We start from the raw sequence: 17848 nt of genomic DNA on the forward strand, positions 1-17848 counted from the left end.
ACTCATAAAGTATTTGACTGGGAAATTGAGTAAGAAAAATAGATAATGGAATTTTTTATTATATCAATCTTTCTAAAAGTTATTTTGGAGAAAAGCCACTAAGTCATCATGTTTCCCCTACCGGTAATATTCCCCGTGATTGATAAATATATAATAAAAAATAAGAGGTAAAATTTTTGTGTTATCAATAACAAAGAAAAAACTACAAGGAGGAAAAAGTGAACATCTATGTTGGTAATCTATCGCGTGAATTAAGTGAAAATGAACTATTAGAAGCATTTCAGGCATATGGAGAAGTTTCATCGGCAAAGATTATTGTAGATAGAGATACGGGTGTTTCCAGAGGTTTTGGTTTTGTTGAAATGCCGAATAAGGAAGAAGCCGAATCAGCAATAAATGGGCTGAACGGTAAAGAGCTTAAAGGTCGTAATCTTGTTGTAAATGAAGCAAGACCACGCAGAAATAGGTACAATCGAAGCAGACGCTATTAAACCTTAAAAGTAAAAGCCCTCTTGCTAAAATCTGGCCTGAGGGCTTCTCTCTTAATAGTTCTTATTAGGAACAACGGGTAATTTTTTATTATAATCAATCTACATAATTATAATAAAGGTTCGGGGTTGTGCCGATGAAGAGGCTCATATTATTCTTAATTTGCTTTACTTTTTTATTTCTCCAGCAGGATTGGGGAGGTAGTTATCCTGATGGATGCACCTCCATAATGGTAGGCAGAAAAGCGACAGTTGATGGATCGGCCATTACTTCACATACCTGTGATAGTCATAGAAGCAGAGGTTGGCTGGATATTGTTTCACCCATGAAGCATAAAAGAACAGATATGGTGACTCTGGTAAAAAGGATAGAGTGTGAAACTACTGCCATGCCATTATATATTTATGTACCAACTGGCAAAATACCACAGGTAAAATATACACATGGTTTTATCAATACAGCCTATCCATGTATGAATGAGCATCAACTGGCTGTCGGTTAGTCGACTTTTGGAGGAAGAGAGTCATTGAAATCCGATAGTGGACTTATAGATTGTCAACATTAGCAGCTCAAAGCTGGGGAGATATGAGGCATGATCTTGAAGAAGTCTGGGTCCATTACAGAAACAATTATTGGATAATCAAAGTGATGTAGAAAAGGAAGCTATGAGATTATATAAAATTTCAAAGAAGAGGACTGTAAAATATCTGACAAACTATTCTATCAATTGGGGAAATAAAGTAGTTGAAAAAGCCTGAGAAATAGATGATTATCTATGGGCAAAGTATGATGAAAAATTTTAAGTAAATATGAAGAATGCTTATAATTAACATAATATATTGTCTTTTTTCCGTCATAAGCCTGGTACTTATTTTATTTAATCTACCCGGGACTTTTTTAATAACAATATTCTCGTTTGTAAGAGAATTAATTGATACGAATTCAGGGATCAGATGGGAACTGATTTTAATATTATTGTTTATATCTTTATTACTAGAAGGTAGCGATTATCTGATCTCAATATTTACAATAAAAAGATATGGTGGTTCAAGGGCTGGTATATGGGGAGCGATCCTAGGTGGTATTATTGGGGGTATTGTAGGTTCAGGATTTATGCCCATTATTGGTTCTCTACTCGGAGTTATTGTTTTTAGTTTCTTTGGTGCATTATTTTTTGAAATTATGAATAAACGAGAGTTAAGAAAAGCATTCAGTGCAGGTAAAGGTGCCTTTTTTAGTTTTATTTTTTCAAAAATAATAAAATTGTCTGCAGGTATAATAATGATTATTCTAACACTGGTATGGAAATAAAATAAATGCTTTAATTTTTTATCTGTAAATCTGTTTTTCTATCACGCCATCCTTAGTTATGGTAAGTTTTACAGGAATCCCATTTTCTCCAATCTTACCCAGATCCTGTCCGTTAAAATAGATTTTTACTCCAGCAGGTTTCCCAATTCTTAACATGATAGTATTTTTTGCATATAATGTTTTTGTATTTTCAGGGTAATAAATATAATCATATGGTGGATTATTATCCTTCATAATTTCTATCCAGCAGGTGTCGAGTATAACGATCCGAACCGAGAAAGAATCAATCTTTGATGTAGGCTCTGATACTGTGGGCTCAACTTTAATCTTTGTAGTATCAGTTTTTTGTGTATAGGCTGGGGTAATTAAAGTACTTTTTGAAACTGTGGTATCAGCTGGTTTTTGTTGCGCATTCTTTTGAATTGTCTGAGCTTTGTTTGTGGGTTCTGTATTCACCTTTTTTCTATCTTCTACTACCTGTTTAATTATAGTGATAAGAAAAATTATCATCAGGATTACAATAACAGTTGTAGGTATATCTATTCCAGTTTTTTCTCTCTTTCTTTCAGGTTTTTCTTTTTCCTTTTTGAGTGGTTCTTTCTTTTTGGATATCTGAACAGATTCATCTTTTTGTGATTTATATGAAACATATTCTTCGATTATTTTATCCGGATCAAAATCAAGTTCTTTAGCATATGAACGTAAGAAAAGTCGTATATAGGTCTCAGGTAAGATTGTGAAGTCGCCTTTTTCGAATGCTTCGAGGTATTTTTTATTAATTTTTGTTCTTTCAGAGATCTGGTCGAGACTCAGACCCAATTCTTCGCGTCTTTTCTTTAACTCCAGGTAAAACATTTCATTCCCTTTTTTCCGCTACAAGAAATATTATAAAATTTTGTTTTTAAAACAAAGTAATTATAAGCATCTAATTAAATTTTTTCTAACGTTATGATAAAAGTTGGGTATCGGAAAGCCCACTACATTAAAAAAACAACCATTTATTTTATCAATAAAAACAGCACTAAAATCCTGAATTCCATAGCTTCCGGCTTTATCATAAGGGGTATAATTTTTTATATAAAAATTTATTAAGTTGTCATCAATCTTTCTGAAAATTACTTCTGTTTTTTCAATTCCCTGAATGTATTTCCCATTATTACTATTAAGAATGCAATAAGCGGTATATACAAAATGTTTATCACCGCTCAGATTTTTCAACATATTGTAGGCATCCTTCTCGTTTGCAGGTTTTCCAAGTATTTTTCCATTTTTGACAACGATAGTGTCGGCTGAGATGATCCAGGCATCAGGGTGTTTTTCAATTAGACTTCTTGCTTTGTTATATGCGTGTAGGATGCATATTTTTTCAGGAACTGAAGCAATATTATTATTCTCCTGGTAATGAGGTGCGGAGATGTCAAATTCATTAATTATTATTGATAATAATTCTTTTCTCCTTGGAGATGTAGAACCCAGTATTATCTTTTTCCCATAGAAATTAAGCATAATCAGTACCCTTTGACCATTTTCCCTATGTATGTAAATGTTTTACCTTCTAAATCCTCTGCATAAATTTTATATATATAAACTCCACGAGAGATGATATCATTAAAATTATCTTTACCGTCCCATTCTATTCTGTTGAATCCTGCAGGATAAATAATACCGTCATCAATAGTTTTAATTAGCAGTCCTCTTATGGTAAATATTTTTATTTTTACGTAGCAGTCTCTGGTGTTATAAAATGTAAAGTAGGTTTTCTCACAAAAGGGATTAGGAACGTTATAAGGTTTTAGTAGTTTGAACTCTGTAACAGGATTAAATTCAAAAACTGCACTGACTTCCGACGGATTATTTGCATTGTCCCATGCCTTTATCGTCAAGGTATGAGTCCCAGGAGCTAAATTCTCGGGCATAAAAAATGTAATAGTCCCGGATGTGTCAGAATTTTGATCATATATAAAATTTTTTGTTATTATATATGTCAGGTCTTTATCCTCATCAATTGATAGTGTTATGTTATGTCCCATATAGCCAGAAATGTTTATCCCATGTTCATCGATAATTTTTATTTCAAGCGGGGAATCCGGTGTTATTATATCCCCATCGATAAAATTAGAGTTATTTAGATACAGTAAGATTCTTGGACCCGTAGAGTCAACAATATCACTTATCCCCCCATAGTATACGGGAAAATAAGAACCTGCATATTCCTCTCTATTTGTACTATCCCAGCCGAAAAATGTTATTTTTCCAGGGGTAGTTTGCCAGCTTATATCTTTTGGAATATAAAAACTTGTTTTGAAATTCGTGTTAAAATTGATTATACCCTGGAATAGTTTTTCCCCCGGTAGCATGTAACTCATAATGTGGGCAACTTTTCTCATATCATAAACTGTTCTTTGTACCATTCTATCACTATCATAAACTACGATATTTCCATTTCCATTTGGGTTATTATCTTTTATATAACCTTTTAAAGAAACTTTTGATAAGATCTTTAAAGTATCATTATCCATTTTTTCAAAATGTGCGGTTTTGTATGGCAGAGCAAGATATATAGCTGGGTCTCCGAGAAGCACGTATTTCTCATCGTTTTCACTATTTCCATTTATTATCTGTCTGGTTAGCTCTCCAATTCTAATTTTATTTGCACAGGAATCGTTAAATAATTTTGAATAAAATTTATTTACAAAATTTGCATTGGCACTTCCGTAGACACCACGGGTAGCAGAAAGTGTTGCAATAGCTCCATTGTCTGGTTGGATTACAAGAGCTTCTGCCATACAGTTTTCATAAATATCATCAAAATATCCCCAACTACATGTAGCAGCTAACCAGAACGGTAACTTCATGCCAGTATGAATTCTATTCAAATCTCGTTTCATTTCAAGTATATATTCCTGTGCCCAGACGGTAGGACTACCATGTCCCATATAGTTTATGATTGCTGTTCCGTCTTCAAGTTTTTTTAAAATATCTTCTGTAGCTGATGGTCGCTTTACTCCATAGGCGGATTCGTCAAAAATTGCAGGATATTCCTCGAGATATATTTTGTTGATATTTAAAAATTTTGGAAGAACCTTTGCTATGTGATCTTCTGAATCATAAATATGCATTGGTTCGTAGTTATTCGGTCTTGCCACATCATCTGCAACAAGAGTAATGGTACTCCTCCATATACCATAACTAGGATTCAGTATATAATTTTTGATCTTTTCGACGGCATACTCAGCTTCTTCTACCGTTCTCGCGGTAATTCTCCCTATTGATAAATCCATGTATCGATCGGTACCATTTATGTAGGTAAATCGAGCATCAGTTGAATAGGTTTGTTGAGGACTGTAAAGAAAATTGTCCGATTCGACCTGATATGTCATAATTATATTACCTTCGTTGGATTTTATCCCTCTATAATCATAAGTTCCGTCACCAAGAAGCAATACGAACTTTGGTTGTGGATCCCAGTAATTATATGCATATTGTAGAAAATAGCGAATGGCATGTGGATCAGGAATGTCTGCGTTAAATTCATGTATAATATCGCTCTGGTATACAACTTTTGTTGTTAACCTGTTTTCTTCTTGAACCAGATTTGAATGTATGTTTGCCAATTCATTGGCGGGGTTTGCGAATTCCTCAGTTGTAATAATAACGTATTCAGCACCGGGGACAGTCTCATTTCTTAATTTATTCCATTGATTCTCAGGGATGTATTCAAGTCTTACTGGTTTTTTTATTTCACTTTTATCAATTACTAGAAAATGATTTAGTTTGTTACTATAGAAAGTAAAGTAGTATTTTCTATTCTCTTTCTCAATTGGCACTTTTTTTACATTTGACCAATCTGTTATATCGTAAACCGATGGATTTGAAATATTCGTATTAAAGACAATTTTGACATTTTTATCCAATTTTTGAATCCAGAAGTCTTTTGGATTCTTAGTGATATCAAGGGAGGCGAAATATAGCCATTCGATGAAATCCAAATATGCGTTCGCTTGATGTATGTTTGATGAATATTCTATTTTGAATATATTAATTCCCTCGATGATATCATTGTTGGATAGTTTTCTATTTATAAATGAGCTGTTATAATTCCAGCATGTAAAGTTGTCAAATGAAGCTGGATTATTATTCAGGTATACGGAAAAATTATGTCTAACACTAATATCTTCGACGCGGGTTCCACCGGCAACTCTTATCCTTAGCCATCCAGTAAATGAAGGATCATCACCCGGTAGATATACAGAGAAATAGTGAGAAGTGCCGCTACCAGCGAATTTCTCGCCATACCATCTCTTTCCTGATTTCATAAAATTGGTAAAATCTTTTTCGTGGTGGATAAAAAACATTCCAGTAGCAATCATTGTGTCGATTGAAGAAGTTTCCAAGATTTGCATTCTCTTCGGATTTCCAGGATTATCCGCAATACAAAGCCAGTAAAAATTAGTATCCGAGTAGCAATTTTTTTTATATATGAGATAATATTGAGAATGCTGTGATATAGTGTATGTTCCTTTGCCATAGAATGTGAGAGAATCGCCAGGTCCAAATGTATTATCACTACTATGAATCACTATAGCATTTTCAACTAGATTTTCTGGAATATTTATTGTCGGATCTTTGGAAAGCTCACCCCCACCAGTAGAATTTGAATATAAAAAGATTCTATCATGGGATATAGGAGAGTTAATTGCATTAACCTTATGCAGTTCATCATAAGTGATTGAATATATACCGTCTTCTGTTATTGGAATCTTGATCCATTTGCCTGTTGGATAAATTGTCGGTTTGGATATGGAAAGTTTACGCCTTTTTACCCATTTGTCAATGTATTTGGAGTTGATAAATGTTCTTTTGTAGTATTCTATTTCATTTTTATTAACGGATGAGGTGTTGGATTGGGAATTTTCTGAAATTGATTCATAATCTATTTTGATTATAATTCTTCTCAGGACATTTATTTTATTATCTATTAATTTTAAACCAAATATTTTTAACGTGGTGACTGGAATATTGCCGAAATAGCCTGGTTCGTTTAAACTTACCTCACCAACTCCCTTAATAATGTTTATAATTTTATCTGAAAAAGGATATTGTCTTATCGGCTGGTAATTCGATTCTATTACTGTCATATGTGGCATCTTTAATGATGGTAGAGCTATATTCTCAGTAAAAAATGGTAGATAAAATTGATCGATCTTCTCAAGTGAACTGTTACCGATTTTAATTGCCTTGATCTTATTATTTTCGTATATGAAATCCATACTGTCTGACGAAGTAAATTCAATAACTAGATCTTTTTCCGATTCGCTTATAATACTGAATGAACCAGAATATATCAATGTAGTAGTTAGTAGTGTGCTTATTATAACTTTTATTTTAATATTTCCTCCAGGGTTTTTATTGATGTTTATTCAAAGACTCCACATATTTTAATAGCTTTTTACGTTTAATGCTAAGTTTTGATTCCTTAAATGAAGATAAGTACTAAAGATTATTCTGGTTTTTGCATGCATTCTGATATTGTTATCATGCTTTTTTCTGAATTACATATAACTATCTTATTACTTAAAGAGTGAAAGAATGGGGGGTTAATTCATGGAAAGAAACGATAATTATATAAAATTTTTAGGGACAGCTGGCGCAAGGTATGTTGTTGCAAAGCAGATAAGGGCATCAGGGGGTATATTTATAAGTTTGGGTGGTAGGAATATCTTGCTTGATCCAGGGCCGGGTAGCCTTGTAAGATGTGCAAAGTCGAAACCTACTATTGATGTTACAAAGATTAATGCCATCATCTTGACTCACGCACATATTGATCATTCAAATGATGTTAATGTGATAATTGACGCAATGACTGAGGGAGGCTTAAAAAAACGAGGACTTCTTTTCGCACCGGAGGATTGTATATCAGGCGAAAATAACATATTATTTAAATACCTAAAAAGTTATTTAAATGACATTATTATTCTGAAACCCGAAAGTACATACTTTATCGATGGAATTGAATTTGTAACGTCTATAAGACTTTTGCACTCGGTAGAGACCTATGGTATAAAGTTTCATTTCGGTGATAAAATGATCTCCTTTGTTGCGGATACCGCATATTTCCCTCAGCTTATTGATTCTTATAGAGGATCATATATGCTGATTGTAAATGTAGTACTATATGAAAAGTCCAAAGATAAAGACATAAAACATCTCTGCATAGATGACGTGTGTAAAATTATAAAAGAGATAAAACCAGAGAAGACGGTATTAACTCATTTTGGTATGACCATGATAAAAGCAAAGCCCTGGGAAGTTGCAAATATTTTAAGTAAAGAATTAGGCAGAGAAGTGATAGCAGCTAGTGACGGCATGACTATTGAAATTTGACTAAAATGTTATGGTTACAAATTTGTAATCATAACATATATGTAACAAATATTTGTATGCTTCGTCAAATTAAATGATTATTAAAAGAGGAGTAAAAATGGTACTGTTAGAGGGGAAAATTGTACGTATAGACTTAAAAGAGCAAAATGGAGTAATATTTAAAATTTCTGGCAGATTTCTGGCCTCATGTAGAACTGTCAATAAAGCTTGGGTTATTTTAGAGAAGAATATGGGTTTTTAAAAAGAGCTAATGTAATTTTGGATTGAGAAGAGAAGGTTTTATAGTTCACTGGACCTCGTTGTAATTGATGACAATTTAATTGATGAACTTGCATATCGTGCCGTTTTTGCTCCATCATGCTTTAATAATCAAATATGGAGTTTTGTTATTGTATACGAAAGTAAAAAGTTAAATGAATTGAAAGAAGCCTTATCTTCCGATAATGCATGGGCAAAAGATTCATCTGTAATAGTTGCGGTATCGTCAAAAGAGGATTATGATTGTGTATTAAAGGATAGAAAATATTATCAATTTGATATGGGTATGGCCATTGGATTTTTACTCTGTTAAGAGCAACTGACCTGGGTCTTGTAGCTCATCCTATTGCAGGATATAATCCAGATAAGGTCAGAGAAGTATTGAATATTCCATCTGATGTTGAAGTAATAACATTAATTATTATTGGTAAGCATAGTAATACAATAAAATCATCACTAAGTGAGGGACAGGTATAAGCGGAATTAAAAAGACCAGAAAGAAAAATGTTCGAAGAGATTTGTTTTAAGGATTTCTATTCGGAATAAAAATTATACTTCCTAAATAATTCTACAATCAGACAATATTCTTGCAAAGCCTTGATTTAGAAAGTAAATTTTCAGGCTTTAATAAATTGATATAGGATCAGAATGTTAACGCAGATACAGAATGGATTTGTAGAAATAATAAGATTTATTAGGGGTGAAGGTAAGCTGACAGAATCCAACATAAAGGAGTCAGTAAAGAGGATACGAAGGGTTTTAGTTGAAGCGGATGTTAATTATCAGGTAGTTAAAGATTTTATAAACAAGACCACTGAAAAAGCCTTAGGTCAGGAAGTTTTGAGGAGCTTAAATCCTGGTGAAGTTTTTACAAAGATAATTTATGACCAACTGGTCGATCTTCTTGGGGGTGAGAACAAACAGTTGCGTACTGCATCAATTCCACCTACCATTATAATGCTTATTGGTTTGCATGGCTGTGGTAAGACAACATTCGCGGGAAAGCTTGCAAGATATTTATCGAGTAAAGGAAATAAACCGGTGCTGGTTTCTACCGATATTTATAGACCTGCTGCTATCGCGCAGATAGAAAAGGTTGGTAGTCAGGCAGGGGTGCCTGTTTTTGAAGAAAAAGTTGGGGTTATTGAGAAAGTAAAAAAGGCAATATTTTACACAAGAGAGCATCACAGGGATACATTAATTATAGATACTGCGGGAAGATTGCATATCGATGAGGAGATGATGACTGAACTTGTAAAATTAAAGGATGAAATAAAACCTCATAATATTTTGTATATAGCGGATGGAATGACAGGACAGGATGCAGTTAACACAGCGAAAGAATTTAACGAACGTCTTGATATTGATGGTATTGTACTTACAAAAATGGATAGTGATGCAAGGGGTGGAGCAGCATTGTCGATTAAATACATTACTGGCAAACCTATTGTTTTTATAGGCGTTGGAGAGAAGTTAACAGATATTGAAAAATTCTATCCAGACCGATTAGCAAAGCGTATTCTGGGAATGGGTGATATTGTTGGATTGGTTGAAAAGGTTCAGTCGGTTATGGATGAAGAATATGCTAAGACACTAGAAACAAAGATAAAAAAAGAAAAGTTCACACTTAATGATTTTTTAGATCAGATAAAAAGGTTCCGCAAAATGGGTTCACTGGAAAACGTTGTACGTATGATACCTGGAATATCCAGACTAAAAATAAAGAATTTGCAGGTTAATGAAAAGGAGCTTATAAAAACCGAAGCTATTATACAATCAATGACAAAGGAGGAACGGTACAGACCTTCAATTATAGATGGCTCTCGTCGAAGAAGGATTGCTAAAGGGAGTGGAACTACGCCTGCTGATGTTAATAGAGTATTAAATCAATACTGGCAACTTGTTAAATTGACAAAAAGTTTAAAAAAGCTTAAATTCCCGTCTGATTTTTCGGGTTTTAATTTTTAGAGTGTAATATAGGAGGATAGAGTTGGCAGTAAGAATAAGGTTGCTCAGAATGGGGAAAAAGAAAAGACCTTTTTATAGGATTGTAGTTACCGATTCCAGAGTAAAACGTGATGGAAAATATATTGAAAAAATAGGTTATTATGATCCTATACCTGATCCATCAATCATAAAGATAGATAGAGAAAAAGCTATAAATTGGTTAAAAAAAGGCGCACAACCTACAGATACGGTATATAGCCTGTTTAAAAAGGAAGGCATAGCTCTGGAGTGGCATCTTATTAAAAATAATGTTGATGAGAAAACAAGAAATATAGAAATCCAGAAATGGGAAATGGCAAAGAAATTAAAAGAGGAAGCAAAAAGAAAGAAGGAAGAACCTGCGGTTGAGGAAGAAATATCTGTTGGGGAAGAATTAGAACGGGTTGAGGAATCCGAAGGTGAGAAAACTGTTATTGAGGGAAATGCGGAAGAAACTGAAAAGGAAGAGAAATTAACAGAAGCTGAAGCTAAAGAAGGGAAAATAGGAGATAAGAAATCTGAAGGAATCGAGACAGTAAAGAAAACTGAAGTATTAACTGAAGAAACTGAAAAAGAGGAACTCAATCAGGAATCGTCCGAAGACATTAAGGCAGAGGGAACCAAGGAAGATACTTCCGCTGACAATAAGAATAAAGAGGCTGAAGGACAGTAAAATAGAGGTTTTACTAATTGTATTTTTTTATTATATTAACAAATGTTATGAGTAGAACAAGGATAATGAGACGAGAAACCAGTTGTAAGGAGAGGTAGCATGAAGGATTTTGTTGAGTACATCGTAAAAAAATTAGTTGATCGTCCAGATCAGGTAAAGGTCTCTCAGATTGATAGTGAGAGAACTGTAATTCTTGAGTTATCAGTTGATCCAGCTGATTTGGGAAAGGTTATCGGGAAGAATGGTAGGACAGCTAAGGCATTACGTACTATTATTACCGCAGTCGCTGCGAAACAGGGACAGAAACGGGCTATTCTTGAAATTCTTGAGTAAAAGCTTTAGGAGATGCATGAGAGAAACTATTTATTCCCCATAGGTATAATTTCTAGGCCTAAAGGGCTTAGAGGGGAATTAATAGTTTCTCTAACATCCACTCACCATTATATTTATGACATTGGCGATGTAGTGTGGTTGGGAAATAACCCTAACCACCTACATCAGTGGAAAATTGAATATTTTAAAATAAATGGTAGAAAAGGATATTTGAAATTAAAAGATGTTAATAATGTGGCAGAGGCAGAGTATTTTAGGAATATTGGTGTTTATTTCCCGATTGTTGACGGTAAAGAATTTGAGTATCTAAAAACGAAAGGTTTCAATGTTGTAGATATTAAAACCGGCGAAAATCTGGGTAAGATCGTGGATTTCTTATTGAATACTCCACAGATACAATTAGTAGTTGAGAAAGATAAAAAGGAATATTTTATCCCATGTGTGAATGAAATTGTGGTTAGGATAAACTTCAAAAAGCAGATAGTTTTAGTTAATAAATTTGAAGGTTTAATGTGAAAATGAAAATATATATATTAACAGCATTTCCTGAAATATTTAAAGCATGTCTTAATATAAGTATGTTTAAAAAAGCACACGAGAGAGCCGGTGTTGAATATTTAGTTATGAATCTAAGAGATTTTTCTACTAACAAACATAAACAAATTGATGATACTCCTTATGGTGGAGGCTCGGGTATGGTATTGAAACCCGAGCCATTTTTTTTTGCCTATGATTACATAATAAAAGAGAATCCTGATAGGAAATTTCGAGTCATTTATCCAACGCCTCAGGGGAAAGTTTTTAACACTGAAATTGCAAAAAATCTTGCTAGAGAAGATATTCTGGTATTCTTTTGTGGGCATTATAAAGGAGTGGATGAAAGAGTTATTCAATCACTTGTAACTGATGAGATAAGTATTGGTGATTATGTGTTAACCGGAGGTGAGCTACCAACACTGATTATTATAGATACTTTAATAAGACACATCCCCGGGGTTTTGCATAGTTATGAGTCGGCTGAAAGCGATTCATTTGAGGATAGTTTGCTTGAAGGTCCAGTTTATACTAAACCTGCAGAGTTTCGAGGACTAAGGGTTCCTGAGGTTTTACTTTCTGGCAATCATGAATTGATAAATAAATGGAGATATGAACAGCGATTGAAAAGAACAAAAGAGAGAAGGAAAGATTTAATTGAAAAAATTGAAAAGGAACAAAAGTAGCTGGAGGTTAACATGGATAAATTAACAGCTGCAGTGGCAGATCAGCTAAGAACGGATATCCCAAATTTTAAAGCAGGGGATACAATAGCTGTTGATTATAAAATAGTTGAAGGAGAAAAAGAAAGAATGCAAAGATTTAAAGGGGTAGTAATATCAAAAAGGGGTGGTGGTCTAAACGCTACCTTTACCGTTAGAAAAATTTCCGGCGGTATAGGTGTCGAAAGAATTTTTCCCCTCCACTCCCCAAATATTATAAAAATAGAGAAATTAATGGAAGGTCGAGTAAGAAGAGCAAAGCTCTATTATCTCAGGAAACTTACTGGTAAGGCAGCGAGAATTAAAGAAAAGTTTCCAAAGAAAACATCGAAATAATAAACCTAGCTATAAAAAATTTCTAAATAAATGGGAAAATTTGGACATTACGAGAAGAAGGCTATTTTATTTACTGGTCTGGCACACTCCTTTCATCATATTGGAATGTTACTTTTCCCTCCTGTATTAGTGGCTGTAAAGAAAGATCTCAATGTCTCTATATTCATTTTAAGTGTGATTTACACAATATCTGGATTTTGCAATGGTCTTGGTGCGCTTCCTTCTGGCATTCTGATTGATAGACTTGGTACGAAGAGGCCTCTGATTCTGAATCTTGTGGGAGTAAGTATCGGGGCAATTTTGATATTTCTTTCCCGCGATATTTATTCATTAGCAGTTGGTCTGGCGATATTGGGGCTTTTTTCCAGCCTTTATCATCCAGCAGGATTGACGCTAATATCTCACACGGTGAAAGAAAGAACACACGCCCTTGGTTTTCATGGCATAGCTGGTAGCTTAGGTCTTGCTTTTGGTCCTTTATTTTCTGGTTTTGTTGCTAGCTTTTTTAGCTGGAGAACTGTTTTTCTAATATTTGGGCTGGCTGGCTTTGCCCTGACATTTATGGTTCAAATGTTTTTAAAAGAATATGAAATTCATGAGGGTAAAAACAGGATAGTTCAAACTAATGCCACCTTAAGGAGCACTTTAATTTTCTTTTTCATGATATCAATTTTATATGGTATGGCTTATGCTGGTTTCACCACATTCATTCCTATCCATTTTTCTGAAAATGCGAAGAAAATATTATCGAATACTGGTTATATCATCCGAGGTGGTGTGCTTACATCCATTGTACTGCTTGCTGGTGTTTTAGGGCAGTATCTCGGTGGCATAATTGGGAGTAGGAAAAAGCTGGAAGTAACTTTATTTTTTATAATCCTCCTTAATATACCACTATTGATATTGATGACTTTATCGAAAAATTGGATGTTACTCATAATTACGATTTTATTTGGAATCGTCCATTTTGCTTACCAACCAGTTCAGAACAGCCTTCTCGCCGAATATACAAGTCACAAAAGAAGAGGTACGTGGTATGGCGTTCAATCTTTTCTGGCATTCGGTGTGGGCAGCTCTGCCTCTGCAATTTCTGGCTACATAACGGATTTGCTATCAGTAAGATGGGTATTTATAACTATGGGTCTGATTTTAATCCCTGCTTTGATATCTGTGATAATTTTGTATTTTATGGACAGGAATAGAGTAAATGAAAACAGATGAGGAAAAACTTTTTATATTATACCTTCTGTTGAAAAAGTAGAACAGCTACTTAGTTTTAAAAAGCCTAGAAAAATATTCAACACGGATTGCAAAAAAGAGGTGTTAGGCTAATTGAGTTCCGCACGAATGATTGCAAAAATACTATTAATGAAAGTAACAGTACAATTTTATTCCTGCATATTTCATATTTATATTACAAGGTTATCGAGCCTGCTAATAAAATCGCAATGTAGGAAGATTTACCCATTTATAGGGGATACCGATTGTTGTATTAGATACTGGTGATCTATTCTACCCTGGGCTGATCAATCTACTTTATGAACCATTTCAACAAGAAATTACACCAATTAAAGTGGATATCACAACATTTAAGGATGAAAAGAAGAAGTGATTTTATATTGTTGAATAATTATAATTGTCCGTCTTTTTCCTTTTCCAGACGTGATAGTCTATCGAGTCTTATTGCGTCTTTTACTGAGAATATACAGAAAACAATAATGAAAATTGTACTAATCAGAATACCACCTAAATCAGCAACGGTCATTTCCAGTTGCTCACCAAACTTTATTGTCGGGTTAAATCCAATCAGTACAAAATTTATTAGAGCTATACCAATTCTGACTTCTGTAGGACCTATTTTATTGAATGATATCCTGAAAATACCCTCAGTATAAGAACCGACATGGGCATATATATTAAGTAAAAGATAGCCAATTGTAATGAATAGTGCTATTTCCAGTTTCATCAGAGGTGAGAAACCTATACCAATTGTTACCACAGCAGTTGTAAAGGCATCACAGATATGATCAACAAAGTAGCCATATTGCTCTCTCTCCTGATGTCTTACACGTGCAAGTGTGCCATCAAGACTATCTGCATACCAGTGTATTAGTAGACCCAAGTTACTGAGTAAAAGCCACCAGCTGGATTTCAATGTCAAAATATAGCCGGCTGCTATTATGAAGCCTGAAATAATTCCGAGAATTGTCAAATGGTCTGGCTTGATCCATTCAGGTAGTGCGGCTGCCATTTTGGGAAGAACGCGACGTTCCCATGGTCCAGTTAGGGTATCTATTACCCTTTTTGCTTTTTTGTTATTATCCATGCTAAACCTGCCGTTTATTCAATTCAATTTTTGGCTTTATGATGATGCGCTATTGATTTTCTGAAAATAATAAACTCATTTATAAGGAACTTGAAAATAGGACCTGCTGACATACCAATTATTCCAGCTAACATATAATGTACACCTAGGAATTTGTTAAGAGAATAAAGAGTACTGAGATTGATTGCAAAGTCGACAGATGCTGTCAGAATGTTGTATTTATAGAGTCTTTTTAAAAAGTCACTAAGTGTGAAATGGACACGGTCGTTCCAGGTTATAAAATAGTGCCAGGTAAAGTTATGTAATATGGCAAGCTCAATTGCAAGAGCACCAGAGATTGAAATTGGGAGATCAAGTTGACCGTGAAATAACCATAATGAGCCAAGATTGACAAAGGTTCCTAACCATGCTACGAACTGAAATCTGATTATATTCTTTAGTTTCATAATAAGTCTCCGTGATAGATTAGTAGATTTTTTAAATAAAAACAAAAATTTTTTGTAATATTCGAATGGCATTATGAATTGCTGATGGGAAAAGTAATTAAAGAGATATATAGCAAATCAATATTGAGCAGAACAGGTATAGGTGGGATAGATTTTGTGATCAATCCCTATGTGGGCTGTAGTCATGGATGCAGGTATTGCTATGCACGTTTTATGAAAAGAATTACAAACCATAAAGAAAACTGGGGTGATTTTGTTGATGTGAAAATTAATGCTCCAGAACTTTTAAATTACAGTAGAGTTGATTTGGAAGGAAAAACAATTACATTGAGTTCTGTTACTGATCCATATCAAGCTATTGAGAAAAGATATTGTATAACGAGGAAAATTTTGGAAGCTCTTTCTTCTAAAAAACCAATTCTTGAAATATTGACAAAATCTTCACTCATTTTGAGGGATGTTGAATTAATTAAAAAATTTGATGATGCAACAGTTGTGTTTTCAATCTCAATAGATGATGAAAGATTGAGATGTCAACTTGAACCATCGCATTTGACTTTTGAATCGAGAATAAATGCCTTAAAAATGATTCGTAAAAATAAAATTCACACTGTGTTATTTATTTCTCCAATTATCCCCGCAGTTACAAACTGGAAACGAATAATAGAAAATACAAAATATTTTGTTGATGAATTCTGGTTTGAAAATCTGAACCCCTACCCATCAATTAGAAACAATATTAAGTTCTTTATAAAGAAAAATTTTCCAGAATTATTGGGACTGTATGAAGAGCTTTTTTGTGGGTTTACAAATTACTGGGAACTATTGTATGATGAGATAGATAGCTATTGCAGAAAAAATAGGCTTAATTTTGAAATATACTTTCATTATTAAGGTTTGCAGGTAGGTAAGTTTGTTATGGTATGTCGTCATATAAGATAATAGATTAGAAGTAATTTAATAATATATATACGAAACTGGTAAGACGGTATTAATTTGAATTTTCCTCTTTAATGATTAATTGTTCAAAACAATATTTAATAATGATAATGATGTTTCTAAATGAATTTATTTGTTCGGCAAAGCTAATATAATTCTGTTGGAATTGCGAAGCATAAATAATAAGGGTATCACTGCTTAATTCTATTTCTTCTGAGTTGATCTGGCAAAAATTTTTCTATACACTATCCATGATTTTCAGGAATAGAAGCATAATCTTATCAACTTGATTTTTATTTATCCAGTAATGCTAACATTTAAAAAAATCCACTCAAAAGTCTGAAAATGCCGTTCCGCTATATAATCATTTCTTCTGAAAAATTTCAATGTAAGGTTTATCACTTACTTATTGCTCATATTCGTTGACATGATGCTTGACGCAATAGTTAATGTAAAAGTTGAACATACCAGAGTAGGCCAGTTCGCAAAAACCAATATATTTGTGAAGATCGAATGATGATGAATTACACCGCAAGTTAGCGAATAAATTGAAATTATAGACTGGACAGAAGTGTCTCTGAAGTTTTTCAAAAACTCAGAAGTTTTAAAGGAGATGGGGGATCGGAGGCGACGATTCGACATATTTAGAAAGAAAAATTATACTCAAAACGAAACATCACCCCCAGAATCAGATAAGATTGCCACGCTCGCTTACGCTCGCTCGCAATGACGGAAGATAATCCACATACACTTGCAACCATATCTGAGAATTAGTATATTTAAGTTGCATTAACTATTGAGGTTGAAATGCCTGTTGTAACCGCTAAAAAGCCTCTAAGAGATAAACTCGGAGACGATGGTGTAGAAGCACTAATCGAGCTTATAAACGAAGCTCAAAAAGAAACTAAAAATGACGTGATCAATTTCGCTGAGGAAAAATTTGAAAAAAGATTATCAGAAGAGCTTGCTAAGGTTAAAATTGAAATTGCCGAAGTTAAATCTGAGATAATCAAGTGGATGTTCATATTCTGGATCGGACAGATAGGGGCTATTCTTGGAATACTCTTTGCTTTCTTTAAAAGTTAAATTAGGATTTAAGTTAAGAAAGTTC

The 17848-nt window shown here is 33.7% G+C and carries 19 protein-coding genes and 1 pseudogene; 15 read left to right on the forward strand and 5 right to left on the reverse strand.

Going from position 1 to position 17848, the window contains the following annotated elements:
• Positions 1-218: 218 nt before the first annotated feature.
• From H0Z29_04505 to H0Z29_04515, 3 genes are all read left to right on the forward strand, one after another.
• A complete protein-coding gene (locus H0Z29_04505; protein MBO8130767.1) occupies positions 219-491 on the forward strand; it encodes an RNA-binding protein in 273 nt (90 codons plus the stop codon).
• 134 nt (positions 492-625) lie between these two features.
• The gene (locus H0Z29_04510; GenBank protein MBO8130768.1) at positions 626-991 is read left to right on the forward strand and encodes a C69 family dipeptidase; all 366 of its coding nucleotides are present in this window, start codon (positions 626-628) and stop codon (positions 989-991) included.
• Between the two features lie 314 nt (positions 992-1305).
• Positions 1306-1800 (forward strand): DUF456 domain-containing protein, encoded by a 495-nt coding sequence (locus tag H0Z29_04515; protein ID MBO8130769.1) that lies wholly within the window; start codon positions 1306-1308, stop codon positions 1798-1800.
• Between the two features lie 18 nt (positions 1801-1818).
• On the opposite strand, the gene H0Z29_04520 is transcribed toward H0Z29_04515, so the two are convergent.
• The 3 genes from H0Z29_04520 to porU are packed head-to-tail and all read right to left on the reverse strand — an operon-like array spanning position 1819 to position 7070.
• Entirely contained in the window at positions 1819-2655 is an 837-nt protein-coding gene (locus H0Z29_04520) for a DUF4115 domain-containing protein (protein ID MBO8130770.1), read from the reverse strand.
• Positions 2656-2715: 60 nt separating this feature from the next.
• Complete coding sequence (gene maf / locus H0Z29_04525; protein ID MBO8130771.1) at positions 2716-3306, reverse strand: septum formation protein Maf; 591 nt, start codon at positions 3304-3306, stop codon at positions 2716-2718.
• Positions 3307-3308: 2 nt separating this feature from the next.
• Positions 3309-7070: a type IX secretion system sortase PorU gene (porU, locus tag H0Z29_04530; GenBank protein ID MBO8130772.1), complete on the reverse strand. Its 3762-nt coding sequence runs from the start codon at positions 7068-7070 to the stop codon at positions 3309-3311.
• Positions 7071-7404: 334 nt separating this feature from the next.
• Between porU and H0Z29_04535 the strand changes: the two genes are divergently transcribed.
• The 10 genes and pseudogenes from H0Z29_04535 (at position 7405) to H0Z29_04580 (ending at position 14247) form a co-directional block, all read left to right on the forward strand.
• On the forward strand, positions 7405-8184 hold the full coding sequence (locus H0Z29_04535; protein ID MBO8130773.1) for an MBL fold metallo-hydrolase: 780 nt from the start codon (positions 7405-7407) through the stop codon (positions 8182-8184).
• Between the two features lie 97 nt (positions 8185-8281).
• Positions 8282-8425, forward strand: coding sequence for a hypothetical protein (locus tag H0Z29_04540; GenBank protein ID MBO8130774.1), 144 nt, complete (start codon positions 8282-8284; stop codon positions 8423-8425).
• Between the two features lie 21 nt (positions 8426-8446).
• Positions 8447-8919: pseudogene (locus H0Z29_04545) on the forward strand (nitroreductase family protein).
• 171 nt (positions 8920-9090) lie between these two features.
• Entirely contained in the window at positions 9091-10410 is a 1320-nt protein-coding gene (gene ffh / locus H0Z29_04550) for a signal recognition particle protein (protein MBO8130775.1), read from the forward strand.
• Between the two features lie 22 nt (positions 10411-10432).
• On the forward strand, positions 10433-11101 hold the full coding sequence (rpsP, locus tag H0Z29_04555; protein ID MBO8130776.1) for a 30S ribosomal protein S16: 669 nt from the start codon (positions 10433-10435) through the stop codon (positions 11099-11101).
• Positions 11102-11200: 99 nt separating this feature from the next.
• Complete coding sequence (locus H0Z29_04560) at positions 11201-11434, forward strand: KH domain-containing protein (GenBank protein ID MBO8130777.1); 234 nt, start codon at positions 11201-11203, stop codon at positions 11432-11434.
• 12 nt (positions 11435-11446) lie between these two features.
• Entirely contained in the window at positions 11447-11950 is a 504-nt protein-coding gene (locus tag H0Z29_04565; GenBank protein ID MBO8130778.1) for a PRC-barrel domain-containing protein, read from the forward strand.
• A 2-nt stretch (positions 11951-11952) separates the two neighbouring features.
• Positions 11953-12654 (forward strand): tRNA (guanosine(37)-N1)-methyltransferase TrmD, encoded by a 702-nt coding sequence (trmD, locus tag H0Z29_04570; GenBank protein MBO8130779.1) that lies wholly within the window; start codon positions 11953-11955, stop codon positions 12652-12654.
• A gap of 12 nt (positions 12655-12666) precedes the next feature.
• Positions 12667-13026, forward strand: a complete 360-nt coding sequence (rplS, locus tag H0Z29_04575; GenBank protein ID MBO8130780.1) for a 50S ribosomal protein L19 — start codon at positions 12667-12669, stop codon at positions 13024-13026.
• Between the two features lie 30 nt (positions 13027-13056).
• A complete protein-coding gene (locus tag H0Z29_04580) occupies positions 13057-14247 on the forward strand; it encodes an MFS transporter (protein ID MBO8130781.1) in 1191 nt (396 codons plus the stop codon).
• A gap of 409 nt (positions 14248-14656) precedes the next feature.
• On the opposite strand, the gene H0Z29_04585 is transcribed toward H0Z29_04580, so the two are convergent.
• The gene (locus H0Z29_04585; protein ID MBO8130782.1) at positions 14657-15352 is read right to left on the reverse strand and encodes a CDP-alcohol phosphatidyltransferase family protein; all 696 of its coding nucleotides are present in this window, start codon (positions 15350-15352) and stop codon (positions 14657-14659) included.
• Positions 15353-15375: 23 nt separating this feature from the next.
• Positions 15376-15798 carry a GtrA family protein gene (locus tag H0Z29_04590; protein MBO8130783.1) on the reverse strand — a complete coding sequence of 141 codons (423 nt, stop codon included), beginning with the start codon at positions 15796-15798 and terminating at the stop codon, positions 15376-15378.
• A gap of 84 nt (positions 15799-15882) precedes the next feature.
• Between H0Z29_04590 and H0Z29_04595 the strand changes: the two genes are divergently transcribed.
• Both H0Z29_04595 and H0Z29_04600 read left to right on the forward strand, forming a co-directional pair.
• Positions 15883-16692, forward strand: coding sequence for a radical SAM protein (locus tag H0Z29_04595; GenBank protein ID MBO8130784.1), 810 nt, complete (start codon positions 15883-15885; stop codon positions 16690-16692).
• Between the two features lie 852 nt (positions 16693-17544).
• Positions 17545-17823: a hypothetical protein gene (locus H0Z29_04600; GenBank protein ID MBO8130785.1), complete on the forward strand. Its 279-nt coding sequence runs from the start codon at positions 17545-17547 to the stop codon at positions 17821-17823.
• Positions 17824-17848: the final 25 nt, after the last annotated feature.

It is taken from the genome of Candidatus Neomarinimicrobiota bacterium (genome assembly GCA_017656425.1).
GTDB lineage: Bacteria > Fidelibacterota > UBA2242 > UBA2242 > B5-G15 > JACDNV01.